This is a genomic window from Flavobacterium salilacus subsp. salilacus (assembly GCF_004634195.1).
GTDB lineage: Bacteria > Bacteroidota > Bacteroidia > Flavobacteriales > Flavobacteriaceae > Flavobacterium > Flavobacterium salilacus.
Window position 1 is genome coordinate 22512 of record NZ_SKBP01000015.1, and the last position, 26894, is coordinate 49405.

At 39.6% G+C, this 26894-nt stretch carries 18 protein-coding genes; 12 read left to right on the forward strand and 6 right to left on the reverse strand.

Going from position 1 to position 26894, the window contains the following annotated elements:
- Window positions 1–22: 22 nt before the first annotated feature.
- From E0W68_RS13380 to E0W68_RS13405, 6 genes are all read right to left on the reverse strand, one after another.
- Complete coding sequence (locus E0W68_RS13380; protein WP_135219949.1) at window positions 23–2344, reverse strand: glycoside hydrolase family 31 protein; 2322 nt, start codon at window positions 2342–2344, stop codon at window positions 23–25.
- A gap of 3 nt (window positions 2345–2347) precedes the next feature.
- On the reverse strand, window positions 2348–4183 hold the full coding sequence (locus E0W68_RS13385; RefSeq protein WP_135219950.1) for a glycoside hydrolase family 13 protein: 1836 nt from the start codon (window positions 4181–4183) through the stop codon (window positions 2348–2350).
- 99 nt (window positions 4184–4282) lie between these two features.
- Window positions 4283–6592, reverse strand: a complete 2310-nt coding sequence (locus E0W68_RS13390; protein WP_135219951.1) for a glycoside hydrolase family 65 protein — start codon at window positions 6590–6592, stop codon at window positions 4283–4285.
- 2 nt (window positions 6593–6594) lie between these two features.
- Window positions 6595–7251 carry a beta-phosphoglucomutase gene (gene pgmB, locus E0W68_RS13395; protein WP_135219952.1) on the reverse strand — a complete coding sequence of 219 codons (657 nt, stop codon included), beginning with the start codon at window positions 7249–7251 and terminating at the stop codon, window positions 6595–6597.
- 9 nt (window positions 7252–7260) lie between these two features.
- Window positions 7261–8619: an MFS transporter gene (locus E0W68_RS13400; protein ID WP_135219953.1), complete on the reverse strand. Its 1359-nt coding sequence runs from the start codon at window positions 8617–8619 to the stop codon at window positions 7261–7263.
- Between the two features lie 203 nt (window positions 8620–8822).
- Window positions 8823–9845 (reverse strand): LacI family DNA-binding transcriptional regulator, encoded by a 1023-nt coding sequence (locus tag E0W68_RS13405; RefSeq protein ID WP_135219954.1) that lies wholly within the window; start codon window positions 9843–9845, stop codon window positions 8823–8825.
- Between the two features lie 226 nt (window positions 9846–10071).
- Here E0W68_RS13405 and E0W68_RS13410 point away from each other — a divergent pair, with 226 nt between their 5' ends.
- The 12 genes from E0W68_RS13410 to E0W68_RS13465 all read left to right on the forward strand — a co-directional run bounded on the left by E0W68_RS13410 (window position 10072) and on the right by E0W68_RS13465 (window position 26295).
- The gene (locus tag E0W68_RS13410; protein ID WP_225990365.1) at window positions 10072–13143 is read left to right on the forward strand and encodes a SusC/RagA family TonB-linked outer membrane protein; all 3072 of its coding nucleotides are present in this window, start codon (window positions 10072–10074) and stop codon (window positions 13141–13143) included.
- Between the two features lie 17 nt (window positions 13144–13160).
- Window positions 13161–14711, forward strand: a complete 1551-nt coding sequence (locus E0W68_RS13415) for a RagB/SusD family nutrient uptake outer membrane protein (protein ID WP_135219955.1) — start codon at window positions 13161–13163, stop codon at window positions 14709–14711.
- 16 nt (window positions 14712–14727) lie between these two features.
- Window positions 14728–15870, forward strand: a complete 1143-nt coding sequence (locus E0W68_RS13420; RefSeq protein WP_135219956.1) for a SusE domain-containing protein — start codon at window positions 14728–14730, stop codon at window positions 15868–15870.
- A 53-nt stretch (window positions 15871–15923) separates the two neighbouring features.
- On the forward strand, window positions 15924–18734 hold the full coding sequence (locus tag E0W68_RS13425) for an alpha-amylase family glycosyl hydrolase (RefSeq protein WP_135219957.1): 2811 nt from the start codon (window positions 15924–15926) through the stop codon (window positions 18732–18734).
- Between the two features lie 91 nt (window positions 18735–18825).
- On the forward strand, window positions 18826–21252 hold the full coding sequence (locus E0W68_RS13430; protein WP_135219958.1) for an alpha-amylase family glycosyl hydrolase: 2427 nt from the start codon (window positions 18826–18828) through the stop codon (window positions 21250–21252).
- 230 nt (window positions 21253–21482) lie between these two features.
- Complete coding sequence (locus E0W68_RS13435; protein ID WP_135219959.1) at window positions 21483–21965, forward strand: hypothetical protein; 483 nt, start codon at window positions 21483–21485, stop codon at window positions 21963–21965.
- 181 nt (window positions 21966–22146) lie between these two features.
- Window positions 22147–22602 (forward strand): 50S ribosomal protein L13, encoded by a 456-nt coding sequence (rplM, locus tag E0W68_RS13440; RefSeq protein ID WP_135219960.1) that lies wholly within the window; start codon window positions 22147–22149, stop codon window positions 22600–22602.
- Window positions 22602–22988, forward strand: a complete 387-nt coding sequence (gene rpsI / locus E0W68_RS13445; RefSeq protein ID WP_135219961.1) for a 30S ribosomal protein S9 — start codon at window positions 22602–22604, stop codon at window positions 22986–22988. Before rplM ends, rpsI begins: the two co-directional genes overlap by 1 nt.
- 175 nt (window positions 22989–23163) lie before the next feature.
- The gene (gene rpsB, locus E0W68_RS13450) at window positions 23164–23985 is read left to right on the forward strand and encodes a 30S ribosomal protein S2 (protein ID WP_135219962.1); all 822 of its coding nucleotides are present in this window, start codon (window positions 23164–23166) and stop codon (window positions 23983–23985) included.
- A gap of 102 nt (window positions 23986–24087) precedes the next feature.
- Window positions 24088–24912 carry a translation elongation factor Ts gene (tsf, locus tag E0W68_RS13455; protein ID WP_135219963.1) on the forward strand — a complete coding sequence of 275 codons (825 nt, stop codon included), beginning with the start codon at window positions 24088–24090 and terminating at the stop codon, window positions 24910–24912.
- Window positions 24913–25080: 168 nt separating this feature from the next.
- Window positions 25081–25734 (forward strand): queuosine precursor transporter, encoded by a 654-nt coding sequence (locus E0W68_RS13460; protein WP_135219967.1) that lies wholly within the window; start codon window positions 25081–25083, stop codon window positions 25732–25734.
- Between the two features lie 3 nt (window positions 25735–25737).
- A complete protein-coding gene (locus E0W68_RS13465) occupies window positions 25738–26295 on the forward strand; it encodes a DNA-3-methyladenine glycosylase I (RefSeq protein ID WP_135219964.1) in 558 nt (185 codons plus the stop codon).
- Window positions 26296–26894 lie beyond the last annotated feature (599 nt).

The following is a 26894-nucleotide window of genomic DNA, read 5'->3' on the forward strand; positions in this document are numbered from 1 at the left end:
TATGCTACTTTGGTTTCTATTTCTATTTTAAATCAAATTCTATTTTTGCTGATTCGCCACTTTTAATGCGAACTGACTTTACATTGTCATCACCGTTGCTGATGAACGAGAATAAAATTTCTCTTTCTGTTTTTGGATAATTATCTCCTACTTCGGACTCTATGGTAATGAATACTTTATTTCTTTTGGCCTCACTCTTAAAATGTAATATTTCATACTCTCCTTTTTCATAAGCATCGGGGGTTTTGCCATCATCTTCATACAGCGTCCCGGCACTTTCCTTACTATCAGCATCATAATAATAGGCAACTCCTATTTTGGAAGAAGAATACTCTTCGGTAGATTGGATTTTATCACTAATCACAGGTAGAAATGCACCACCCCTGAAAAAGAAAGGAATAAAGTCTTCTACCGTTTTAATGGTTACAGTAGTACCTCCTTCATATTTTTTATTATTGTAAAACCAATTACTCCCTTTCGGGAAATATACCTTTCGCTCGTTTGCTCCCTGCTGTACTATAGGTGCTACCAGTACATCATTTCCCCATAAGTATTCATCAGTAACGGTAAACAGTTCTTTGTTTTGCGGTTCTTCAAAAAACACCGGACGCATTAACGGGTATCCTTTTTGGCTGTTTTCAAAAGCCAGTGTATAATTATACGGCAGCATATGGTAGCGTAATTCTATCGCCTTTTTAGCCAACGCCTTTACCTCCGGTTTTCTGAATATTGGTTCGGCAGGAACAGACTCTTGTGCGTGTGGTCGGAATATGGGTTGAAACACTCCATATTGCAGCCAGCGCACATACAGTTCATCATCTATATTATCGCCTGCAAAACCTCCTAAATCACTGTGCATATAGCTAATGCCCTGCATGCCCATTTGTAATGCTATTTCGGGTTGCGACTGCAATCCGCCCCAGCTTCTGCCTACATCGCCACTCCAGGGTATCATACCGTAGCGTTGTGCTCCGGAATAACCCGCACGCATGAGTATAAATGGTCGTTGATTCGGAAAGTCTTTTTTATAACCTTCAAATACCAGCTTTGCCCATTCGTTACCATATATGTTGTGCACCTCATCAGCAGATAGTCCTCCGGCGTGTTGCACATATGACGGATGCACTTCCGGCTCGCCCAAATCGCCCCACCAGCCCGATACACCTCTGTCTATTAAGTCTTTGTATATATTCCAGAACCAAGCGCGTGCATTGGGTTTCCATAAGTCTATAATTCCTGTATTACCAAAATAAAACTCGTAGGTATAGGGTTTACCGGCAGCATCGGTAGCCAGTGCATTATTAGCCACAGCTTCTTGCCAACGCTTACTGGTGGTAAGTATAAAGGGCTCGGTTATTACTACTGTTTTTACATTCTGTCTTTTCAAACCTGCCATCATGCCTTCGGGAGTAGGAAAACTATCCCGCAAAAACATGAGGTTACCCATTGTACCTTTCATTTCTTTACCAAACCAATACAGGTCGAGCACTATGGCATCCAACGGAATTTTTTCTTCGCGGAATTTCTGCACCACATCCCGTACTTCCTTCTCAGAATGATACCCGAAACGGCTGGCAAAGTTGCCCAGTGTCCAGCGTGCCGGCATGGGTTGCCTGCCTGTAAGCTGGGTGTAACTTTCCATTAGTTTATACCAATCATCGGCAGCAACCACCTGATAGGTTTTGCGTCCGCTAATGGTTTCATACTCCAGCGTGTTATCTTTTTTGCTGTCAAGGTCGAGCCAGCCTATAGGAGCGTTATCAAAATGCACCGCATATATTTTTGATGACATAACCAACGGCATGGTAAAATTTAATAGTTCCGACCTGTCGCCATAGCCATAATGTGCCCTGTTATACAGTTGCAGCCTGTTCCCCCTACGGTTCATGCCCAAAGCGCGTGCACCACCGCCATATAAGGCTTCATCAGTATTGAGGTTGAATTGCAATACTTCGGTACTGTCTTTTTTAATATATCCTTCTTTTTCCGAAAGCAGCAATTTATCACCATAGTAATAATTTATTTTGAAAGGCGATTTTTCAATAACCACTTCAACGCCTTTTGTGGTATATGTTATTTTATCTTCGCTGTTTTTAAAATTTACTTTTACTTTTTCGGGCTGCATAACCACAGCATGCGACTGCGGGTTGTACTCCTCTCCTTTCGGGATGAACGATGTTTCAACAATATTTTCAGAATAGGGTTTAATTACATAACGTCCGTCATTCATTACCAATTCAAGGCGGTCGCCAAAATATTGTGTGCTTTCTATATGCCTGTTGGCATTTTGTGCCGAAACAACGGCAGCAAGAAAAAGAAACGCTATGTATGCTATATACCTCATAAATTATTGCAGTTCCAGTATTAAAACCGATTTGGGTTGCATTGTAATATCTTTTGTTACTTCCACCGTTTTCCCTTCCAGTATGTCTTTACCTTTTTTATAGGTTGTAAGGCTTTCGGCAAAACGGTTTGTTTTTACGGTTTGCGCTTCATCGCTGTTGTTTATCAGTACCATAACCGACTCTTTATCGTTATGACGGAAATATACATACACATTATCCCAAGGCAGGTAGTGTGTGGTTTTGCCTGTATGGATTACTTCTTTGCCTTTTCTCCAGTTGAATAGTTTTGATGAAAAGTCGAACCATTTTTGCTGCTCGGCAGTACGTCCGCTTTGTGTGAAAGCATTGTTTTTATCGCCTTTCCATCCACCGGGGAAATCCCTGCGGATATCGCCATCGCCTTTACCTTTGTCGCCTGCCATGCCTATTTCTGTACCGTAGTATATTTGGGGTGTTCCGCGAACGGTAGCCAGCAATGTCATTGCCATTTTATATTTGTTGAAATCATTTTTATAGATTTCATTAAATCTGCCTGTATCGTGGTTTTCGGCAAAAATCAACAGGTTATTAATGTCGGGGTATAAAAAGTCGTTAGTAAAATTGTCATATACTTTTTGCATACCGCTATCCCAACCCGGTTTGTTTTCATTAAACACGCTTCCGAAAGCATCGTGCAGGGTAAAGTCCATTACGCTTGGCAGGTAGGAGTTGTAGCTTTGTATCGCGGCTATCTTGCTGTCTTTTTGCCAATATGCCATTTGTGCCTGGTCGTGCATCCATACTTCGCCCACTATATTAAAATGCGGATATTCGTCCATAATGGCTTTTGTCCATTTGGCAATGCCTTCCTTATCGTTATAGGAATAGGTATCTACACGGAAACCATCCAAATCAGCATATTCTATCCACCAAATTGCATTTTGCGTGAGGTAGTTTAATACTAACGGATTACTTTGGTTTAAATCGGGCATATCGCTTACAAACCAACCGTTCATACAGTATTTTGTATCTATATCAGAAGCATTTGGGTCAAACTGCGTAGTCATACGGTAGTTGCTTTGTGCATAGCCCGGAAACTGATGTACCCAGTCATACGTTGGTAAATCTTTATACATCCAGTGTTCGCTGCCCCAGTGGTTGGTTACATAATCTAAAATGAGTTTCATATCTCTTTCTTTCAACTCCTGAGATAGTTGTAAATAATCTTCATTAGTACCATAACGGGGATCTATTTTATACACATCGGTTTGGGCATACCCATGATAGGATCCTCTTGAATGGTTATCCTCACAAAGCGGGGTACTCCATATTGCGGTTGCCCCCAATTGGTTTATATAGTCGAGATTATTAATGATACCCTGAATGTCGCCGCCATGCCTGCCAAAAGGTTCGTTTCGGTTGGCTTTGTCCTCCATTCCTTTTACATTGTCGTTATCCGGGTTACCGTTAGCAAAACGGTCGGGCATAATGAGGTATATAAGGTCTGACGAGTTAAAACCTTCTCTTAAAGCGGAACCTTCTCTGCGTTGTTTCAGCGAATATTTGTGTGTAAAAACTGTCTTGTTTTTGTTTTTAAACGAGAAAACAAAATCAGAGGCAGGAACGTTTTTAGTGTCTATGGTAACGAAAACATAGTTGGGGTTTTCGGTTTTTACCACGTTGTTTATAATGATATTATCTGATACTGTTGGGGTATATTGCGCTATGTCCTTACCGTAGAACATTATTTGCAATTCGCTGTGGTTCATTCCGCTCCACCAGAAAGGCGGTTCTACACGGTCAATCTGCGCGAAAGCAGTACCGCTGATAAGGAGAAATAGGTATAGTAGTTTTTTCATTTCTTATTTATTTTCTGTAAGGCTTTTTATCGTTTTTAGGTGTTATTGGTTTAATCAAAAAAACCTACAAGGTCTTACCGACCCTGCAGGTTAAAAAAATTAAACGGTTACCAATGCGTCGGGTTCTACCCGTACTTCTTTTCCGTTTACAAAAACAATAAGATGTTTATCGCCTTCGAGTGTAAACTTGGTTTCTGTTGCTTGTACAGATACTTTTAATATCTGATTTCTAAAGTTTATTTTAAAAGAGTATCCTTCCCATTGCTGTGGTATTCTTGGCTCGAAATGTAAGGTGTCGTTTTTAACACGCATTCCGCCAAAGCCTTCTACAATACTCATCCATGTTCCTGCCATACTGGTTATGTGTAACCCTTCTTCTACCTCTTTGTTATAATCATCAAGGTCAAGGCGCGATGTTCTCAGGTAAAAAGTATATGCCTGCTCCATCCTGCCCAGTACTGCTGCCTGTATGGAGTGTACGCATGGCGATAGTGATGACTCATGCACTGTAAGTGGTTCGTAGAAATCAAAATGCTTTTCCAGTTGTTCTTTGCTAAAATGGTCTTCAAAGAAATAGAAGCCCTGCAATACATCTGCCTGCTTAATGTAGGGCGAACGCAATATCCTGTCCCAACTCCATTTTTGGTTGATTGGGCGTTGGCTGCGGTCAAGGTCGCTTACCGGTATAAGCTCTTTATCTAAAAAACCGTCTTGCTGTAAGTACACGTCATGTTCTTCCGAATAGGGGAAGTACATAGTATCGGCTACATTTTTCCATTGCTGCAATTCGGCATCATTCAGGTTTACTTTAGCCATTACACGGGCATAATCGGCAGTATAGTCGCTTTTTACCTTGGCTATCTGCTTCATAGTATAATCTATACACCATTTTGCAATATAGTTGGTATAAAAGTTATTGTTTACGTTATTCTCATACTCATTAGGCCCTGTTACCCCAAGTATCATATATTTGTTTTTGTGGGATGAGAATGTGGCTCTTTGCTGCCAAAAACGAGCGATACCGATAAGTACCTCAAGCCCTTTTTCGGGTATATAGCTGTAATCGCCTGTAAAGCGGTAATAGTTATATACAGCAAAGGCTATTGCCCCGTTACGGTGGATTTCCTCAAAAGTAATTTCCCACTCGTTGTGACACTCTTCTCCATTCATGGTTACCATTGGGTATAGTGCCGCGCCGTTGGTAAAGCCTAATTTAGCTGCATTTTCAATGGCTTTCTCCAAATGTTCGTAACGGTAGGTTAACAGGTTACGTGCCACTTGCTGGTCTTTGGTAGCCATGTAGAATGGTATGCAATATGCCTCGGTATCCCAATAGGTACTACCGCCATATTTTTCGCCTGTAAATCCTTTTGGTCCTATGTTCAGCCTTGGATCTTTACCCAGATAGGTTTGGTTTAGCTGGAAAATATTAAAACGGATACCCTGCTGCGCTTTTACATCGCCATCAATGGTAATATCTGCCATTTCCCATATTTTGCCCCAAGCTTGTTTTTGTTCTTTCAGTAATGTATCATAGCCTTTTGCCAACGCGATGTTAATCACATTTTGCGCGGCATCAACCAGTTTATCCGAAGCATGGTTTAATGATACTGTATAACCGCCCAGCTTAACTATAGTGGTTGTTTGCCCCTGAGTAGCCTCTACATTATAGGTAAATTGTACTTTATCAGTAGTTGTCTTTACCTCTGTAGGGTTTAGGTTTAAATCCTTACCTGCCAGTTGTATGGTATTGTGCATGTAGGTTGCTACATCAAAATGTGTTTTATATGTTCTGGCTGTTACAAAAGCAGCATTGCCGGTGTGTTTTACAGCTACAGGTTCCCAAAATTTTTCTTCCCAGTTGGCATCTTCATTGGTAACACCGGCATCTATATATGGGCTGAAGGTAATTTGGGCGGTACCGTTTAGCGGTGTTATATCATATTTTATTGCACCCAGTTCGTCATCTTCAAGCGACAGGAATCGTGTAACATTTACGGCTATGGCTGTACCGTTTTGCAATACTGCTTCAAAAGAACGGTTGTACCAACCTTCTTTCATATTAAGCTCGCGCCTAAAGTAGTTTACCTGCTCGCAAGTATTCAGGTCAAGTACTTCGCCGTTTACGGTAATATCTATACCTATCCAATTGGGGGCATTTAATACTTTTGCAAAATATTGCGGATAACCGTTTTTCCACCACCCTACTTTAGTTTTGTCAGGGTAGTAAATACCTGCAATGTAGCTCCCTTGAAAGGTATGCCCTGAATAGCTTTCTTCAAAATTGGCACGTTGCCCCATGGCTCCGTTACCTATGCTGAACAAACTTTCAGATGATTTTACTCTCTCCGCATCAAATCCTTCTTCTATTATGGACCAATTATCCGGTACTATATAATCCTGGTTCATTTTTATTTATTTACTAAGTTTTGTAAAAATGTAGTATCTATTTCTGTAAAATTGTTAAAGTTGTAATGGGCTTCGTGCAGCACTGTTTTTTCGCCTATGCCTACGCTTATCATTTGGGCTATGTTGGCTGCCTGTACTCCTGCTACCGAGTCTTCAAAAACAATAGCGCCCTCCGACGGCATATTGAGTTTTTTTGCCGCCTGTACAAAAACTTCGGGGTCGGGTTTGGCATTGGTAACATCGTTACCATCTACTATGGCATCAAAATAATGGAGTATCTTCACTTTTTCGAGTATCGGTCGGGCATTTTTACTTGCCGAGCCTAATGCTATGGGTTGGTTATTTTGTTTTAAGTATTCTAATACCGGTAGTACCCCATCCAATATTTCACTTTCATCCATTTTATCGATATAGGTTAGATAATCTTGATTTTTTTTCAGCAACAAGTTGTCTTTTTCCTGTTGTTCAATGTGTACATTTCCTATTGCCAATATTATATCGAGCGAGCGCACACGGCTCACTCCTTTAAGTTGTTCGTTATGTTCGTGCGTAAAATCAATTCCCAATTGTGCTGCGATTTTTTGCCATGCCAAAAAATGATATTTGGCTGTATCTACTATCACACCATCAAGATCGAATATGAATGCTTTCTTTTTCATTAATTTTTATTATAGAATTTCTGATTTTGATTTAAGGTCGTCAACATCTTTAACTTTTACCACCAATATGGCGGCAATAATGAAGCTAACGCCACTTGTTATAATAGCATAAATAGCATCGCCGTTGTAAAAATATTTTACAATAGGACCTCCAATAAGTGCATTAATAATTTGCGGGATTACGATAAAGAAATTAAATATGCCCATATATACCCCCATTTTTCGGGGAGCAATAGAGCCTGCAAGGATAGCATAGGGCATAGCCAATATACTTGCCCATGCAATACCCACGCCTATCATGGGTAATATTGCCCAGTTTTGGTCGGGCATAAAATAAATGGAAATAAGGCTTACGCCTCCTATTACAAGTGAAATGGAGTGCGTTAACTTTCTGCCAATTTTAAAAGCTATGTAGGGCAGGCAGAAAGCAAACAGGGCTGAAACCAAATTATAAACCCCAAAGAGTACGCCCACCCAGTCGCCTGCATCCTGATAGGTCTGGCTTTTGGTATCGTCTATGGGCAAACCATACAGGTGGTGTGCTATTGCCGGAGTGGTAAATACCCACATACCGAACAGCCCGAACCAAGAAAAGAATTGTACCCAGCTAAGCTGACGCATGGTTTCGGGCATTTTACGGAAATCAGTAAAAATATCCGAAAGTTTGGCTTCTTTCATCGGTATAATTCCGGATTCGCCTTCCGCTTCAAAACCATCCAGTTCTTGGGGCGAATATTCTTTTGTGGTAAAAATGGTTACCAGGATAGTGGCAACAAGTACACCCGCGCCTATTATAAAAGACCAAATAAGGTTTGGGGGAACAACACCATCGGGTGCGGTATTGGGTATATCCAGCCAGTTGGTAAGTACATAGGGCAGCCAAGAACCAATAACGGCTCCGAAACCAATTAATGCTGTTTGTACACTAAAACCAAGTGTACGCTGGTCAGTACGCAGGTTATCGGCTACCAATGCCCTAAAGGGTTCCATAGCGATATTAAACGATGCATCCATAATCATGAGCATCCCTGCCCCCACCCAAAGTGCTGGAAGAAAAGCGATAAAAATATCGGCTTGCGGCATTAATATTAAACCTACTGATGCTAATAATGCTCCTACAAGAAAGTAGGGTTTTCTTCTGCCAAACCTGCTCCAGGTGTTATCGCTGTAATGTCCTATTATGGGCTGTACGATTAACCCCATGAGAGGGGCAATAATCCAAAACCATGAAAGCTCATGTACATCGGCACCAAAAATTTGGAGTATGCGACTGGCATTGGCATTTTGCAGCGCAAAACCCATTTGTATCCCCAAGAAACCGAAACTCATGTTCCAAATTTCCCAGAAACCTAATTTACGCTTTTCCATTATCGTAATTTAATGATTTATAATACGATAAGCGCGCTATGGCTTATCAAAGACTTATTGTTTGAAGTGAAGTTATAAGCTTTGATAATATTGACAAATATATAGTTTTTTTGTTCTCGCAAACTTTTTATTGCAAAAAAAATTCCGACGTATCCGTCGGAATTAACATTTTATACTGTTGAAAATGAGTTTTTTACACCAAACTACAACGTTGCCGTAGATTCTCTGAGTACCAACTCTGTTTCTATCAATTCAGTAGTATATTGTTCATTTTCTTCGTCCATTTCCAGTCTTTCTATGAGCATTTTTGCTGCTCTGCCACCCATTTTTATACCGTTTTGGCTTATGGTAGAGATACTTGGCGTAGAGAACTGGGATATAATACCATCGGTAAAACCAATTACAGATATATCATCTGGCACTTTCATTCCCATTTTATTGGCAAGTTTAATGGTAGTAACGGCAAACAGCTCATTTACAGCAAAAATAGCATCGGGTTTTTTATCGTTCAGCAGCTTCTCAATTTTAGAGGCACAGTTTTCTATATCTTCTATTTTTACTATCATATTTTCACTTACAGACATATCATGGTCTATAAGCGCATTGATATAGCCATCTGTCCTTAACTTACCTACACTAACATAGTCAACTGTGGTAACAAGGGCAATTTTTTTAAAACCGCTTTTTATAAAAAACTCAACGGCTCTGTAGGCTGCAAGCTGGTCATCTATTATTACTTTATCGCAAAGCACCTCATTAGTAACACGGTCAAACATTACTACGGGCATGCCCTGATTGATAACTTCCTCTATGTGGTGAAAGTCTTTTTTTAGCTGTGTTTCTTTGGATAACGACATAATAAACCCGTCGATACTCCCATTGGCAAGCATGTCCATATTGATTACTTCTTTATCAAAAGATTCGTCAGAAAGGCATACGATAACATTGTACCCGTTTTCGTTAGCCACCTGCTCTATACCGCTAATAACGGTTGCAAAAAAGTGGTGTACAATTTCGGGAATTATAATGCCTATGGTTTTGGTTTTTTTATTTTTAAGACTCAGCGCAATGTTGTTAGGGCGATAGTTATAAAGTTTAGCAAAAGCCTGCACTTTTTGGCGGGTGTCTTCGCTTATTTCGGGACTGTTTCTAAGGGATTTCGAAACAGTGGATATAGATACATCAAGCTCTTTAGCAATTTGTTTAAGCGTTACTTTTCTTCTCATTATGAAACTGTAAACTATTATATTTTTAATAAAGATACTTTTAATTTTTATTTATAGCAATAATGTTACTGAAAATGCATAAAATAAGAAAAGTTTTCAACACGCAAACGTTTTCGATAGAGGTGTAGCACGAAAACGTTTTTTTGCTAACATAATTTACATAATTTTAACATTCGAAGTGAACTTATAAGCAAAACAAAAAGCAAAATTAACTTAAACAACTTGTATGAAAACAATGTATCAAAAGTTCTTACTTTTATTACTTATGTTGCCTTTAAGTGTACTCGCCCAGAGCACATTAAGCGGTAATGTGAGTGATAGTACTACCGGGCAGCCCATTCCGGGAGTAAATGTAATAATAGAGGGCACTACTAACGGTACCACTACTGATATGGATGGTAGCTATACTCTTACCAACGTAAATATGGGTAACCGTATAGTATTCAGCTTTATAGGCTTTGCGGAACAAACAGTAGAATATACAGGGCAAAGTACTATAGACATAGTGTTGCAGGAAGATGCCACACAGCTTCAGGAAGTAGTAGTTATAGGTTATGGTACTACAACCAAAAGAGATGCTACGGGATCGCTTACAACGGTGAATACCGACGAATTTAATAAAGGAGCTATTACTACTGCCGACCAGTTGCTTACAGGTAGAGCTCCGGGTGTAAGGATTACCAGTGCGGGCGGGCAGCCCGATGCTGCACCAAACATCAGGATTCGTGGAGGAAGCTCGTTAGGCGCGCAAAATAGCCCGCTTATTATAATAGATGGTGTACCCTTAGATTTTGTAAACCCTGCGGGTGTAAATAACCCATTATCATTAGTTAACCCTAACGATATTGAGTCGTTTACAGTTCTAAAAGATGCTTCTGCAACGGCTATTTACGGTTCGAGAGCATCTAATGGTGTAATTATTATCACTACTAAAAAAGGGACATCGGGAGCACCGCAATTTAACTATAACGCAAGCGTAGGTTTTGGTAAAGCTACCGATCTTATTGATGTAATGGACGGACCAACTTTTTCAAGGTTTATAAGAGAATATCATCCTGAATTTACAAATTATTTAGGTATAGACGATCCTACTACGGATGCAGTAGATAACCCAGCCACAGAAGAAATTGAAGGCAGGATATTATCTAACACCAAGTGGCAGGATGAAATATTAAGAGATATTTTCTTTACAGACCATAATTTTAGCGCACGTGCTAACCTGTTTGGCAAAGTTCCTGCTCGTGCCTCTGTAGGATATACTAAAAATGAAGGAGCTGTAAAAACAAACGACTATGAGCGCTATACTGCTTCGGTTAAACTAACTCCTACATTTTTAGACGATCATTTAAAAGTAGATGTTAATGCCAAAGGGCTTTGGGTAGAGAAAAATACAGTTGATGAGGGTGGCGCTATTGCAGGTTCTTTAAATATGGATCCTACAAAACCGGTATATACTACTGCTGATACTAACAATTTTGGAGGATATTATCAAAACACCAACGTGTCTGACCCTTTAGATCCGGACGGACAGTATAACCCTGTTAACCTTTTGAATGAAAGAAGAAGACCGGAACAGGTTAATAAATTGATAGGTAACGTACAGTTTGATTATAAAATGCATTTCCTTCCGGAACTGAAAGCTATATTAAACTTAGGTGTAGAAGCTTCGCGTGCTAACATATTGGAAGAGTTTGGTGAATTTGCACTTGCTTCTTACCAAAGAGATAACGATAACAACAGTTGGGTCTTTAATCCGGGAGTAAATTACAGAGAAACACAGCACATTACTAACAAATTGATGGATGCTTATTTATCTTACACTAAAAACTTTACTACGGGTGCTGTTACAAGAGTTGATGCTCAGGCGGGTCACTCCTACCAAAGTTTTGTAAACGACGGATATAAAACTATTTACCAGTACAATATAGACTCCGGTTTAAGAGAAGTAAGGGTAAACGACCAAAACCCAAATAACAGATATTATAACAAAACTGTACTGGAATCATTCTTCGGTCGTGCCAATGTAGATTTGTTTGATAAATACTTATTCACTTTCACATTAAGGGCAGATGGTTCTTCATTATTTAAAGAAGGTGAACGCTGGGGTTACTTCCCTGCGGCGGCTGTAGCCTGGAGAATAACTGATGAAGCGTTTTTAAAAGACAGTAAAGTAGTTAATAATTTAAAACTGCGGTTAGGTGTGGGGCAAACAGGGCAACAGGATATTACTAGTATTCAAGGCTATTACCCAACATCGGCAATTTTTAGCCCGGGTGACCCTAACAGCCAGTACCTGCCGGGTGCTAACACATACAGTGCTAACCCTTTTAATGATAAACTGAAATGGGAAGTTACCACTACTTATAATGCCGGTATCGACTTCTCTTTCTTTAAAGACGAGTTCCTTTCGGGTAGTGTAGATGTGTATAAAAAAGTTACCGACGAACTACTTGTAAGAACGTTTGTACCACCCGGGCAGTACCTTACTAATGATATCACACAGAACATAGGTTCTATGGAAAATTCAGGTATAGAAGTAGATCTTAAATTAAATCTTATCAATACTGATGATATACATTGGGATGTTTTAGGTAACTTTGCCTATAACTTTGGCGAAGTAACTGATCTTAAAAATGTTACTACTATAGATGCTGGCGGAACACTACCTGTAAGTACAGGTTCAAACCTTGCTCGCCACAACGTAGGATCTCAACCCTACTCTGCATACGTTTTTGAGCAGCTTTACGATGTCGAAGGCAATGTTATACCCGGCGCATTTAGAGACCGTAACCAGGATGGTGTAATTACTAATGATGACAGGTACTTTAAAACTCTCAACCCTAACTGGACGTTCGGTTTTGCTACGAATTTCAATTATAAAAAATTCGACCTTTCTGCCAACTTCCATGGGCAGTTCGACGGACAGGTTTATAACGCTGTTAAACTTCAGGGCGGATGGGTAAACAGAGCTTTACCAAACAACACCAACAGCCTTAGTAACGTTCTTGATTTTTATAGTGGTGCTGCCGACCCGCGTTTTGAAACAATTAACGGAAACATACCATTTTCTGACTACTACCTGGAAAGTGCAGCATTCTTGAGATGTGATAACATTACACTTGGATACAGATTTGATAAAATCATGGAATCGGCTTCTTTACGTGTATATGCTACTGTAAACAATGCTTTCCTTATTACTGAGTATTCAGGTCAGGATCCGGAAAACTTTGGAGCTATTGATAACAACTTTTATCCACGTCCCAGGATTTACAGCTTTGGTGTAAACCTTGACTTTTAATAAAAAATAAATTGAATATGAAAAGTTTTAATAAAAAGATAATTTTAGGAATAAGCGCTTTAGTTCTGCTATTCTTTGCTTCCTGTACGGATGATTTGAATACTGAACCTAAAGTTGAATTATCGCTCGAAAACCTTTTGGCAAAAGACCCTAACGCCATACAGGGCTTACTGTCTAAAATGTATGGAACTTTTGCCCTTTCAGGTCCTAACGGACCGGGAAGTTCTGACATTAGCGGGCCTGACCCGGGAGAAACGGCTTTCCTGAGGAGTATTATAAACCTACAGGATTTTACTGCTGACGGTATGAAGAACCGTTGGGGCGATGACGGACTTGACCAGCTTACCACTACGTCTAACTGGGACTCTAACAACAAATTCTTCAGATATTTGTATGACAGGGTATATTATATAGTACCGCAAACTACCAATATTATTCTTGCATTAGAATCTGTTGAGGTTGAAGATGAAGAGCAAATTGTAAGCGAACTTCGTTTTATAAGAGCACTTGCTTACTACTACATGATAGACTGTTTTGGTAAAGGCGTTATTGTAAACGAAACCAACTATGGTAATACTACTCCGCTACCTGAAGCGTCAAGACAGGAACTTTTTGAATATGTAGAAAGCGAACTGCTTGCTATAGAGCCTGATATGCCGGCTTCTAACTCATACGGCAGAGCAAATAAAGCTGTAGTGCGCATGCTGTTAGCCAAACTCTATCTGAATGCAGAAGTATATACAGGGGCAGCACGCTACAATGATGCATTAAATTATTCAGGTTTAGTAATTAACGAAGGTGGTTACACGCTGGTAAATGACTTTGTAAGCCTGTTTTCGGCAGATAATGATAACTCAACAGAAATTATTTTCCCGCTTATTGCTGACCCGGTTGTGAGCCAAAGTTTTGGTAACACTACTTATATAGTAAACGGTTCGTTAAGTACAGAGACAATGCCGTTAGCACAGTTTGGCGCTACGGAAGGATGGACAGGACACAGAGCAACCAAAGCATGGTATTCGCTGTTTGGCGACCTGGAAACCTCTACTGACGAGAGAGCGGAGCTTTTCTGGACAGAAGGACATAATTATGAAATGGAAGACTATAAAGCATGGGCAGACGGTTATCCTTCTACAAAATTCAGAAACAGTAGTTATAGCGGTACAACCATTGCTACCTCTTTCTCTCCTACCGATTTCCCGCTATACAGGCTTGCCGATGCATACCTTATGTATGCCGAGTGTGTATTGCGAGGTGGCGGAGGCAACCAGGCAGAGGCTTTAAATTATGTAAACTTAGTAAGAAGCAGATCGAATGCTACTGAAATTTCAGCCTCTGAACTTACTCTTGATTTTATTCTTGATGAAAGAGCAAGAGAACTTAACCTTGAAGGTCACAGAAGATCAGACCTTATCCGTTTCGGTAAATTCTCAGGCGGAACTTATTTATGGCCTTGGAAAGGTAATGATGTAAATGGCACATCTATCTCGGCTGACTATAGGTTATTCCCAATTCCTGCTAATGCATTACAGTCAAATCCAAACTTAACTCAAAACCCAGGTTACTAATTTTAAAACTCAAAAAATGAAAAAAATATTTAATTTATCAATCCTTACATTATTGTTTTTATCAATAATGTCGTGTTCTACAGACGATAATCAGATTGTTGTAGAGCAATCAACAGATCCGGTTCTTGTAGCCCCGGCAGAAGGTGCTAACATTACTATTAACCCTAACGCCCTTGAAGCACAAACCCTTACCCTTGTTTGGGATCATGCTGCATATAGCGTGGAAACAGAAATAGATTATGCAATAGAAATGGCTGTTGCCGGTACTGATTTTGCCACTCCGTTGGCTTTACCGTCAACTACAAACCGTTTTTACAACTTTACGGGTGACGAACTGAAAAAAAGGCTTACCAACGCTACTGATGATACAAATCTACCCGGACTGGGGCTTAGCGACGAAGAAAATGCTATGATAGAAGTAAGAATTACTGCAACTATAGGCGATAATAGCGATCTTCCTATGGTTTCCAACATACTTCCGCTTACAATAGTGTTCGGCACAGGTGAAGTTATAGTAGAACCTACAGAACCTGTACTGTTTTTAGTTGGTGCGCCACAGGCATATTACGGTCTTAATGCATGGGATAATACTACTGCAATACCAATGCGATATATTGGCGATGGTACTACAATGGTATTTGAAGCCTATGTAAAAGTAGCTGCTGCTGACGGATTTAAATTCATTGGCGAGCAAGGTACTTGGGATAACGGAAACTATGGTACTATAGATGGCGCTCAGGATGGTAACCTACATAATGACGGCGGTAGCGGCGATATTAAAGTTGCTGAAACTGACGGCGACGGACAATATTATGTATGGGTTGACATCGATAACCTTGAGTATAAATTTGTAAAAATGGAATGGGGCATTATTGGAGCAGCAACACCGGGAGGCTGGGATAATGAAACACCCATGACATACGATTTTGCTTCTAACACATGGTCTATAAGTGCAACATTAACCGCAGATGAAATGAAATTTAGGTCTGCTAATACGGGTAACTTCATAGCAAGTGATCCTTGGAAATTTAACATCGGAAATAGTGATCCAATGGTAACTTACGATCCTAGTGCACCAAACTTCTCAGTAAGCGCAGGTCCTCATGACATTGAACTTATTGTGAACTTTGACGGTACTGCTACAGCTAGCGGACTTTAATAAACAATACCCTAAAGGCTGGCGTAAAGCCAGCCTTTTTATATTTAATTACTATGAAAAAATTTACTATTCTATTTTTACTACTAAGCTTTGCAGGCTTTGCACAGGTAACCACTACCCCCACGCCTGCTATAGCAACTGCGCCCGTAACATTAAACTTTAATAAAGCAGGTACCGGGCTTGCCGGTTACAATGGTACTGTTTATGCCCACATAGGTTTAACCGTTGATGGCACTCAGTGGCAATATGTTATAGGCAACTGGGGTGCAAATACGGTACAGCCGGCACTCACAAATATTTCGGGCAATAACTATACATTACAATTAAGCCCCGATTTATATACTTATTTCGGCGTACCTACTACAAGCACTATAACACAAATATGTGTAGTTTTCAGGAGTGCTGCTGAACCTTATCAGCAAACACAGGATTATTTTATAAACGTTGGTTCTTTTCAGGTAAACCTTACTGCTCCACAAGATGGCAGCACAACGTTACTAAGCTCCGGCGGTTCATTAAACATCACCGCTACTAATACAGGCGGTAATGCTAACTACACACTAATGTCAAACGGCGCAACCGTTAACAGCAGTAATGGTGTATCAAGCTATTCTTTTAATCATACCAATATCACATCAAACCAAAACTACGAGTTAGTAGTTACACAGGGCGGTAATACTATAACAAAAAACTTCTCGGCAGTAGTTAACCCTAATACCGTTACACAGGCTATGCCTGCAGGAGTGAGAGACGGTATAAACTATAACAATGCCGATGCTACAAAAGCAACATTAGTGCTAAACGCTCCGTATAAAGACTATGTGTATGTTGCCGGAAGTTTTAATAACTGGCAGCCCACATCGGCCTATGCCATGAAAAAAGACGGTGCTACAGGTAAGTATTGGTTAGAAATTACAGGACTTACACCCGGCGAAATAAATACTTTCCAGTACTGGGTGGTAGATGAAACACCTTTTACCAACTCGCCTGCAATGGTTAAAACAGCAGACCCTTTCTCTACCTTGGTATTATCTCCGTATGATGACCCATATATTGATGCTGCTACCTACCCTAACCTGCCTGCCTACCCTGCAGGACAGTCTTTTGAAGTATCAGTACTGCAAACAGCACAACCCGCCTATAACTGGCAGGTTACCAATTTTGAAAAACCGGAGAAAGAAGATCTTATTATATACGAACTTGTAATAAGAGATTTTAACCAACAAAAAACATGGGAATCGCTTACAAACCAACTTGAATATTTAAGAGACCTCAATATAAACGCCATAGAGATTATGCCTGTAATGGAGTTTGAGGGCAATATTTCCTGGGGCTATAATACAGCTTACCACTTGGCTTTAGACAAAGCCTATGGCACACAAGAATCTATGAAACAATTTATAGATGCCTGTCACCAAAATGGTATTGCTGTAATACTGGACGTAGCGCTGAACCACGTTTACGGTCGGTCACCACTGGCACGCATGTGGGTAGATGACCCTGATGGTGATGGCTTTGGTAACACTACAACCGAAAACCCATACTGCAATGTTGTGCCTACACACTCTTATAGTGTGGGTACTGACTTGAATCATCAGTCGGAACTAACACAATATTACACGGAAAGAACTATTGAGTACTGGATGACCGAATTTAAAATTGACGGTTTCCGATGGGATCTTACCAAAGGATTTACACAAAACTGTACGGCAAACGACCAAAACTGTACTAATGCTTACCAAGCGGACAGGGTAGCTATACTAAAACAATATGCCGACTACCAGTGGGCTATAGACCCTGATTTTTATGTAATTTTTGAACACTTAGGTGGTATTACGGAAGAAAAAGAATGGGCTGATTACCGCATTGACGAAGGTAAAGGTATTATGCTATGGGGTAAGTTTACCGATGCTTATAACCAAAACAGTATGGGATATGCCGAAAACAGCAACTTTAACAGTATGGATTTTGAGAACAAAACTTTCCAGCAACCAAGACTGGTAGGCTATGCCGAAAGTCATGATGAGGAAAGACTTATGTTTAAAAATCTTGCCTATGGTAATAGCTCAGGCAACTATGATGTAACCGAAATGGCTACCGCTCTTGACAGAATGAAAGCCGTAGGGGCAATACTATTTACCATACCCGGTCCTAAAATGTTATGGCAGTTTGGCGAACTTGGATATGAGTACAGCATTAACTACTGTGAAGATGGAACAATTAATGACGGATGTCGTACTAACCCTAAGCCAATACCTTTTGAACTTGGCTATACGGGCGATGCTGACAGGATGGGAGTTTACAACACGTGGGCAGATATTATAAAACTGCGTTTGAGCAACCCTGTATTCCACACCAATACATTTACTATAGACTCCGGCGACCTTACGCCAAGAATAGACATTTGGAATGACGACCTTGCGGATGGCGAGCTTAGCAGTATTATAGTACTTGCCAATTTTAATGTTACTGCGCAAACGGTAGATACCTTCTTCCCTACTACGGATGATTGGTATGATTTGTTAAACCTGGATGCACCTATAAGCGGTACAGTAGCAAGCATTACTTTACAACCGGGTGAATTCAAAATTTTTGGTAACCAAGAAGCATTCCTGCATTCCGAAAATGTTACGGCACAAACAGTAGCCGCACTTTATCCTAACCCTGCAACAAGCAGTTTCAGTATAAATATACCTACGGAAAAAGTAGAAGTATATGCGCTGACAGGTCAGCTTATTAAAAAGTTCAGCGGGGCACCCGCAAATACTTCATTTGATATTGAAACACTGAACGATGGCATATATTTTGTAAAAATTACAGATGATGCCAACCGTGTAAGCACTATCAAAATGATTAAAAAATAAAGTTAGTTGAGTTAGTTTTTTTTTATGTTAATTTCCAAAAGACCTTCTATGGAAGGTCTTTTGTTCTTTTACACTCAAATCAATAATAATTATGAAGCATCTGTTCAAAATAAAATCACATCTTTTTACAATAGCACTCATCACTGCTGCCTGGTGCGGCAAGCTATCTGCCCAAGACGTCAATGTACAGTTTATCGTAAACATGAACTATCAGGTTGAACTTGGTAATTTTAACCCCGGAACGCAAAGTATAGATATTGCAGGTACATTTAACGATTGGGGAGCCAATCCTACAGTACTTGCCGATGCTGATACCGATGGTATATATACCACCACGGTAAGCCTGCCTGTGGGTAGTAACATACAGTTTAAAACAAGAATAGACGGACAGTGGAATGGGACGGAGGAGTTTTCCGGAGGCGGTCCTAACCGAAACTATACCGTTACCCCAAACGGAGTGGTGGAATATTGGTATAATGATGAATTGCCTCCTAACCTTTTAAATGTAATTATTGCAACATCAGCCCCTGTGGTACAGCCGGGCGAAGTGATACAGCTTACAGACCAATCGTCAGGAAACCCTGTAGCATGGAGCTGGAGTTTTCCGGGAGGAAGCCCCGAAACTTCTGACGCGCAAAACCCGATAGTAACCTATACCGAACCGGGCAATCATGATGTTACCTTAACCATTACCAATGGCGATGGCGAAACCGCTACCACTACTTTTGAAAACTTTATTCGGGTAGATGCTATGGCAACACACTGGTGGAACGACTGCGTTTTCTATGAAGTATTTGTACGCAGCTTTAAAGACAGTAATGGTGATGGTAAAGGCGACTTGCAAGGACTGATAGACCAACTGGATTACCTTAACGACGGAAACCCCGAAACAACAACCGACCTGGGTATAACAGGTATATGGCTAATGCCCATACAACAATCACCATCCTATCATGGGTATGACGTTACCGACTATATGGCTGTAGAAAGTGATTATGGTAATAATGCCCTGTTTACCGAATTTATGGAAGCAGCACATGCAAGAGGCATAAAGGTAATTATCGACTTGGTAATGAATCATACCTCCAGCCAGCATCCTTGGTTTATCGAATCGAAAACAGTAGGTTCGGACAAACGCGATTGGTACATTTGGGAAGATAGTCCGGGCGCTCCGGGACCATTCAGCAACAATGCATGGCACTCTTTTAACGGTTACTATTATTATGGCGCATTTTGGGATGGTATGCCCGACCTGAATTTTTATAACCCTGATGTACATGAGGCTTTTGAAGATATTGCCGAGTTTTGGCTTACTGATATGCAGGTAGATGGGTTTAGGCTGGATGCTGTAAAGTTTTTGCATGAAAATGGTACTGCCGTACAAAACACCCCCGAAACAATAGCCTACTGGCAGGAATTCAGGTCATTCTACAAGTCAGTAAACCCTGAGGCGTTTGCTGTGGGCGAAGCTTGGGATTTAACCGAAATAGCCAGCCAATATGTAAACAATAACGGACTGGATTATTGTTTTGAGTTTGAAACAGCCGATGCTATACTTAATGCCCTGAACAACGGTAATGCTGCCGACCTTGATCATCAACTGATTGACAACATGCAGTCGTACCCCTTTCTACAGTTTGGTACTATGCTGAGTAACCATGATACCAATCGTGTAATGAGTACACTTGGCAGCGATATGCCTAAGGCAAAAGCGGCTGCAACGTTATTACTTACGCTACCCGGCATACCGTACATTTATTATGGTGAAGAGATAGGTATGACAGGTGTAAAACCCGACCCTAATATAAGGACTCCTATGCAGTGGAACAGTAACACAGGCGCAGGCTTTACTACAGGCTCGGCATGGCAATCCATTAACGGCGACTATACAACCAAAAACGTTGCTGCACAGCAGGCAGATAACAATTCGCTGTGGCATCACTATAAAAGCCTTATAAGCATCAGGAATAATGAAAACGCGTTAAGAAGAGGTAATTACCGACCTGTTACCAGCACATCAACATCAGTAGTATCTTTCATGCGCCAGTATGAAGACGAAAACATTATTGTAGTGGCAAATGTGGGCAGCACACAACAGCAGGTAACATTGTCATTACCCTACGCAGGGCTTATACCCGGAAATCATATACTTAACGAAATGCTTGGCGGTACGCCACAACTGATAACTATAGGATCAACAGGGGGCTTTTCGGCGTTTACTATAACTGTTCCTGCAAGAGGTGTTTATGTCTATAAAATGGACAATGCCTTGATTACCGATAATGGTGACTTAGCTAAAACTGTACTATACCCAAACCCTGCTACAAATCAGTTTACTATTACTACGGCTACGGGCAAAGTAGCATTATACACCCTTACAGGGCAGCTTGTAAAAACCTATTCGGGACACGAAGCTAATTATAACTACGATGTTAACGGACTGAACAGCGGTATATATCTAGTAAAAGTAACGGATACTAACAATAATGAAGGCACTGTAAAACTCATTATACAATAATCTATAAGTATAACCTACTTGCAAAAAGGCTTCCCGAAAGGAAGTCTTTTTTGTTATTCTGATGAAAGAAGAATTTATTGTTTATTGAATAATTGAGCTTCTTCACTCCATTACATTTCGTTCAGAATAATACTTTGAGGCATCTGCTTTTTGTTATATAAATCTTAAACTTATTTATGGAATAGGCTACAACATTTATATTTGGAGGCTTAACATGAAATAATGATGCTATGAAGCGAATGACAATGATATTGGTTACAGCTTTTTTAATGACGATGTGCAGCAACCTGAGAACAGGCAGCAACAGTACTGACAAACCTAAAAAACAACCTGATGTACAATATCGTGATGATTTTAAATCGGCAAGCGATACTGAACTAAAAGCGTTGCTGAAAAATTTGAAAGCGGAAGCTGCTAACTATTCGGTGCTGATATTAACCCAAAATTATAAGGGTGAGAAAATAATTATCAGTAACAGTAAGAGGGAACTTTATAGCGATTATCCTATATCTAACCTTAAAACAGGCATAGCGCAAAAACTGCGTATAGACAATACCCTCGATACCAAAGTATATGATAACTTTACCAAAAGCGAAACGGTTATAGAAGCCGAAGAAGCCAAAAAGCACAAATACATATATGTAATGAAAAACCCGGGTAACAAAAACCCCTTTACCATTACCTATAGCAATACATTGAGACCGTTGGAGTAGAAATTTAACATGGCACAGGTATAATAAACCCGCATTACATTTGGGGCTTACCTAAACTATATGACCCTCATAAAATTACCTTGAAAATAATATTTTTTCTACACATTTGAATTTCTGATAAATAATTGTACTTTTGCACTCCCTTTATTGGGGACGGAATGTTTAATTAAAATTATTTATTGTGAACACATTAAGCTACAAGACAATTTCAGCCAATAAGGCAACCGCTGATAAACAGTGGATTGTTGTTGATGCTGAAGGTCATAATTTAGGTCGTTTTGCTTCAAAAGTTGCGATGCTTTTGAGAGGTAAATACAAGCCGAATTATACCCCGCACGTGGACTGTGGCGATAACGTAATTGTTATCAACGCAGAGAAAATCAACCTTACCGGTAACAAAATGGAGGATAAAACTTACATCCGCCACACAGGTTATCCCGGAGGACAAAGAAGTTTAACCGCTAAAGTTTTACAGGCAAAAAACCCTGCAATTTTAGTAGAGAAAGCTGTAAAAGGAATGCTGCCTAAAAACAAACTTGGCGCAGAACTATTCCGCAATTTAAATGTATATGTAGGAACTGAGCACAAACATGATGCACAGAAGCCTAAAACCGTTAACTTAAACGACTTGAAGTAATGGCAACTATCCACAAAATTGGAAGAAGAAAAACCGCTGTTGCCCGTATTTACCTTTCTGAAGGTACAGGTAAAATCACGGTAAACAAAAAAGAATTTGAAACCTATTTCCCAACACCTACTTTACAATACAAAGTAAAACAGCCGTTAGCAATGACTAACAATGCTGAAAACTTTGATGTAAAAATCAATGTGTACGGAGGAGGTTCTACAGGTCAGGCAGAAGCTGTAAGAATGGCTATTGCAAGAGCTATGTGTGAAATTGATGCTGAAAACAGAAGCATCCTGAAACCGGAAGGTTTATTGACAAGAGACCCAAGAATGGTAGAGCGTAAGAAATTCGGACAGAAGAAAGCGCGTAAGAAATTCCAGTTCTCTAAACGTTAATATCCTATCATCAGGCTACGGCTTGAGAAAACGTTTATTTTTATTATTGAAATTAAAAAAACAAGTTGTTGTTGCCCCGCTGAGGCGAGGGGTTAGTTTAGCATCTAAATGGGCAGGGCCGAAAAAATCGCCACCTGAACATTGCTTACTCAACAGAACGTAAACTATTACAAAAATGGCAAATAAAGTAGAAGTTAAAGACTTACTGGAAGCAGGTGTACACTTTGGACACATGACCAGAAAATGGGACCCGAACATGGCTCCTTACATTTATATGGAACGTAATGGCATCCATATTATCAACCTATATAAAACTGCAGCAAAGATAGAAGAGGCTAACGAGGCTCTTAAAAAAATAGCTGCATCAGGCAGAAAAGTATTGTTTGTTGCTACTAAAAAACAAGCAAAAGACATCGTTGCTGAAAAAGCAGCGGCTGCCAACATGCCGTACATCACTGAAAGATGGCCCGGCGGTATGCTTACCAACTTTGTTACTATCCGTAAAGCTGTTAAAAAAATGGCTTCTATTGATAAAATGAAGAAAGACGGTACATTTAACACGCTTTCTAAAAAAGAACGTCTTCAGGTAGATCGTCTTCGTGCAAAGCTTGAAAAAAACCTTGGTTCTATTGCTGATATGACAAGGCTTCCTGCCGCGTTATTTGTAGTAGATATTAAGGCTGAACACATCGCAGTAAAAGAAGCTCAGAAATTAAACATTCCGGTTTTCGCTATGGTAGATACAAACTCAGACCCACGTGAGGTTGATTATGTTATACCAGCAAATGATGATGCTTCTAAATCAATCGACAAAATTTTATCTTTAGTAACCGGCGCTGTTATCGAAGGACTTTCTGACAGAAAATCTGAAAAAGATGACCTTCCTGCTGAAGGAAGTGAAGAAGCTAAAGCTGCTCCTGTAGCTGCCGCTCCTGAACAAACAGAGGCTCCGGCTGCTGAAAAATCAGAAGCTTCAACTCCTGCTACTGAAGAATAAATAATAACATTACAATAAAGTCGTTGTGCTGGTATATGTTTACTTTTGTAGCCATTATTAGCATAACGACTTTAATTATTTAACAAATAAACTATTTTCAAAATGGCAAATATTACTGCTGCAGACGTAAATAAATTAAGACAAGTTACAGGTGCCGGTATGATGGACTGTAAAAAAGCTTTAGTAGAAGCTGATGGTGATTTTGATAAAGCTATCGAATACCTTCGTAAAAAAGGACAAAAAGTAGCTGCTAACAGAGCAGACAGAGAATCAACCGAAGGTGCGGTTATTGCTGCTGTAAACAGCGATAATACATCAGGTATTGTTGTGTCTTTAAACTGTGAGACTGACTTTGTTGCTAAAAACGAGTCTTTTGTAAAGCTGGCTACAGATCTTACAAACCTTGCATTAAACTATGCTACTAAAGAAGATTTTCTTGCTGCTGACTTTAACGGTATTACTGTAAGCGACAAACTTATTGAGCAAACAGGTGTTATTGGTGAGAAAATAGAAATTGGTGCTTTTGAAAAACTTGACGGTGCTTTTGTAAACTCATACATACACGCAGGTAACAGGATTGCTACGCTTGTAGCGCTTTCTGCAAATGTAGAAGGTGCTGATGAGGCTGCTAGAAACGTAGCTATGCAGGCTGCCGCAATGGCTCCTATAGCACTTAACGAAGATGGCGTTGATGCTGCTGTTATAGAAAAAGAAATAGAAATTGCTAAAGAACAACTTCGTCAGGAAGGTAAGCCGGAGGCAATGCTTGATAATATTGCAAAAGGTAAATTGGGTCGTTTCTTTAAAGACAACACCCTTGTTAACCAAGACTATATTAAAGACAGCAAAATGAGTGTTACGGATTACGTAAAATCTGTAAATGCTGATTTAACTGTTACAGGCTTTAAAAGAGTTGCTCTTGCTTAATTAGCATACATAATATACTTTTTAAAACCCCGCTTTTTTATAAAAAGCGGGGTTTTTTGTATCTATAAAAAAGTATTGCAAACAGCAATATTTTAAATATTGTTGAACTTTTTCTACGTAAAAAAAGGTTTACTTTTGGAGATAACACCTCTTAGAGCGACTGCAATTATGTTTAACAACAAAAAAGACATTATTTACATCATCCTTGCCGGAGTTTTTATTACCAATGCCATAGTAGCCGAGCTTATTGGCGGTAAACTCATTAACATAGGCTCTTATGTAGTAAGTATAGGCATACTGCCCTGGCCGGTGGTTTTTATTACTACCGATCTTATTAATGAATATTTCGGGCAATCGGGAGTAAAAAAATTATCCTTTATTACCGCAGGGCTTATAATTTATTGTTTTATAGTGCTATGGGCAGCTATGGGCATACCGGCTGCTGCATTAGAGAATAATGTAACCGATAGCCAGTTTAACGGTGTGTTTGGGCAAAGCCTCTGGATTATAGTGGGCAGTATAACTGCCTTTTTAGTTTCGCAGTTAATAGATATTACCATCTTCCATTTTTTTAAAAAAAGAACAGGTAATAAAATGATTTGGTTACGCACTACAGGATCAACTGTTATATCACAATTTTTTGATAGCTTTATCGTGCTGGGAATTGCCTTTTGGCTTACCGGCAAAATGGACACGCCAACGTTTATTGCATCGGGAATTACAGGCTATGTTATAAAACTGATTATAGCCGTATTACTAACCCCTGTAATATACTTGGGGCACTCTGTAATTGATAATTATATTGACGAAAAAAAGCATTAAAAAATGGATAAAAAAAGATGCGCATGGTGCAGTGGCGATGCACTTTATGAAAAATACCATGATGAAGAATGGGGAAAACCTGTTTATGACGATGATAAATTATTTGAGTTCCTGCTGCTGGAAACCTTTCAGGCGGGGCTAAGCTGGATAACCATACTCCGAAAAAGAGAAAATTTCAGGAAGGCTTTTGATGATTTTGACTACAAGAAAATAGCCGAATATCCCGATGAAAAAATAGCGGAGCTATTGCAGGATGCTGGCATCATTCGCAATAAACTGAAAGTATATGCAGCGGTAACCAATGCGCAGGCATTTATGAAAGTACAGGACGAATTTGGCAGTTTTTCCAACTACTTTTGGGGTTTTACGGATGGCAAACCAATAGATAATCAATTTGAAACACTCAAACACGTGCCTGCCACTACTCCACTGTCAGATGCTATTAGTAAGGATATGAAAAAGCGCGGGTTTAAGTTTGTAGGCTCTACGGTTATTTATGCCCACATGCAGGCTACAGGCATGGTAAACGACCATATATTAGATTGCTGGACTAGAAATTAGATTTTTAGATTATTGGATTAAGTTATATATAGAAAATAAAAAATTTTAGTATTGTCCTAAAATGGCGTAGAAAGAAATAATCTAAAGCATAAAAAAGCCTCTCAGTAATTAGAGGCTTTTTTATCAACACTGATTAACAGGTATTTATATCAAATATTAAAATAAATCTCTAATCAACTTGTCAGCAAAGCAAATCTTTGGTATATTTGCATCATATTGACTTAATCAGATAGTCCAGCTGATTAGATAATGAGTTTGAGTAGGAGAACACAGTTCTTACATACTGAAGATTATGTGTAATTCTACACCACCCGAACCTAAACCTTCAAGGAAGGCATGGTTCAATAAGCCTTGGATAGAGTATGTGGTTGGACACCTCGTTTGGCACTTTATCCAGTTGATGATTGAAAAATACATCTAACAAGTTAAGTCTTTATAGCTCCAAACTATAAAGGCTTTTCTTTTATATCCTAATCACATTGCAAATATATATACTTTATACATATCTACCAAACATTCTATTACTTTAATATACTTTAATATACTTTAATATACTTTAATATACTTTAATATACTTTAATATACTTTAATATACTTTA

Bases quoted from the DNA above. Each gene is read 5' to 3' on its own strand.
- E0W68_RS13380 (WP_135219949.1), bottom strand. From the start codon at position 2,344: ATGAGGTATATAGCATACATAGCGTTTCTTTTTCTTGCTGCCGTTGTT.
- E0W68_RS13385 (WP_135219950.1), bottom strand. From the start codon at position 4,183: ATGAAAAAACTACTATACCTATTTCTCCTTATCAGCGGTACTGCTTTC.
- E0W68_RS13390 (WP_135219951.1), bottom strand. From the start codon at position 6,592: ATGAACCAGGATTATATAGTACCGGATAATTGGTCCATAATAGAAGAA.
- pgmB (WP_135219952.1), bottom strand. From the start codon at position 7,251: ATGAAAAAGAAAGCATTCATATTCGATCTTGATGGTGTGATAGTAGAT.
- E0W68_RS13400 (WP_135219953.1), bottom strand. From the start codon at position 8,619: ATGGAAAAGCGTAAATTAGGTTTCTGGGAAATTTGGAACATGAGTTTC.
- E0W68_RS13405 (WP_135219954.1), bottom strand. From the start codon at position 9,845: ATGAGAAGAAAAGTAACGCTTAAACAAATTGCTAAAGAGCTTGATGTA.
- E0W68_RS13410 (WP_225990365.1), top strand. From the start codon at position 10,072: ATGAAAACAATGTATCAAAAGTTCTTACTTTTATTACTTATGTTGCCT.
- E0W68_RS13415 (WP_135219955.1), top strand. From the start codon at position 13,161: ATGAAAAGTTTTAATAAAAAGATAATTTTAGGAATAAGCGCTTTAGTT.
- E0W68_RS13420 (WP_135219956.1), top strand. From the start codon at position 14,728: ATGAAAAAAATATTTAATTTATCAATCCTTACATTATTGTTTTTATCA.
- E0W68_RS13425 (WP_135219957.1), top strand. From the start codon at position 15,924: ATGAAAAAATTTACTATTCTATTTTTACTACTAAGCTTTGCAGGCTTT.
- E0W68_RS13430 (WP_135219958.1), top strand. From the start codon at position 18,826: ATGAAGCATCTGTTCAAAATAAAATCACATCTTTTTACAATAGCACTC.
- E0W68_RS13435 (WP_135219959.1), top strand. From the start codon at position 21,483: ATGAAGCGAATGACAATGATATTGGTTACAGCTTTTTTAATGACGATG.
- rpsI (WP_135219961.1), top strand. From the start codon at position 22,602: ATGGCAACTATCCACAAAATTGGAAGAAGAAAAACCGCTGTTGCCCGT.
- rpsB (WP_135219962.1), top strand. From the start codon at position 23,164: ATGGCAAATAAAGTAGAAGTTAAAGACTTACTGGAAGCAGGTGTACAC.
- tsf (WP_135219963.1), top strand. From the start codon at position 24,088: ATGGCAAATATTACTGCTGCAGACGTAAATAAATTAAGACAAGTTACA.
- E0W68_RS13460 (WP_135219967.1), top strand. From the start codon at position 25,081: ATGTTTAACAACAAAAAAGACATTATTTACATCATCCTTGCCGGAGTT.
- E0W68_RS13465 (WP_135219964.1), top strand. From the start codon at position 25,738: ATGGATAAAAAAAGATGCGCATGGTGCAGTGGCGATGCACTTTATGAA.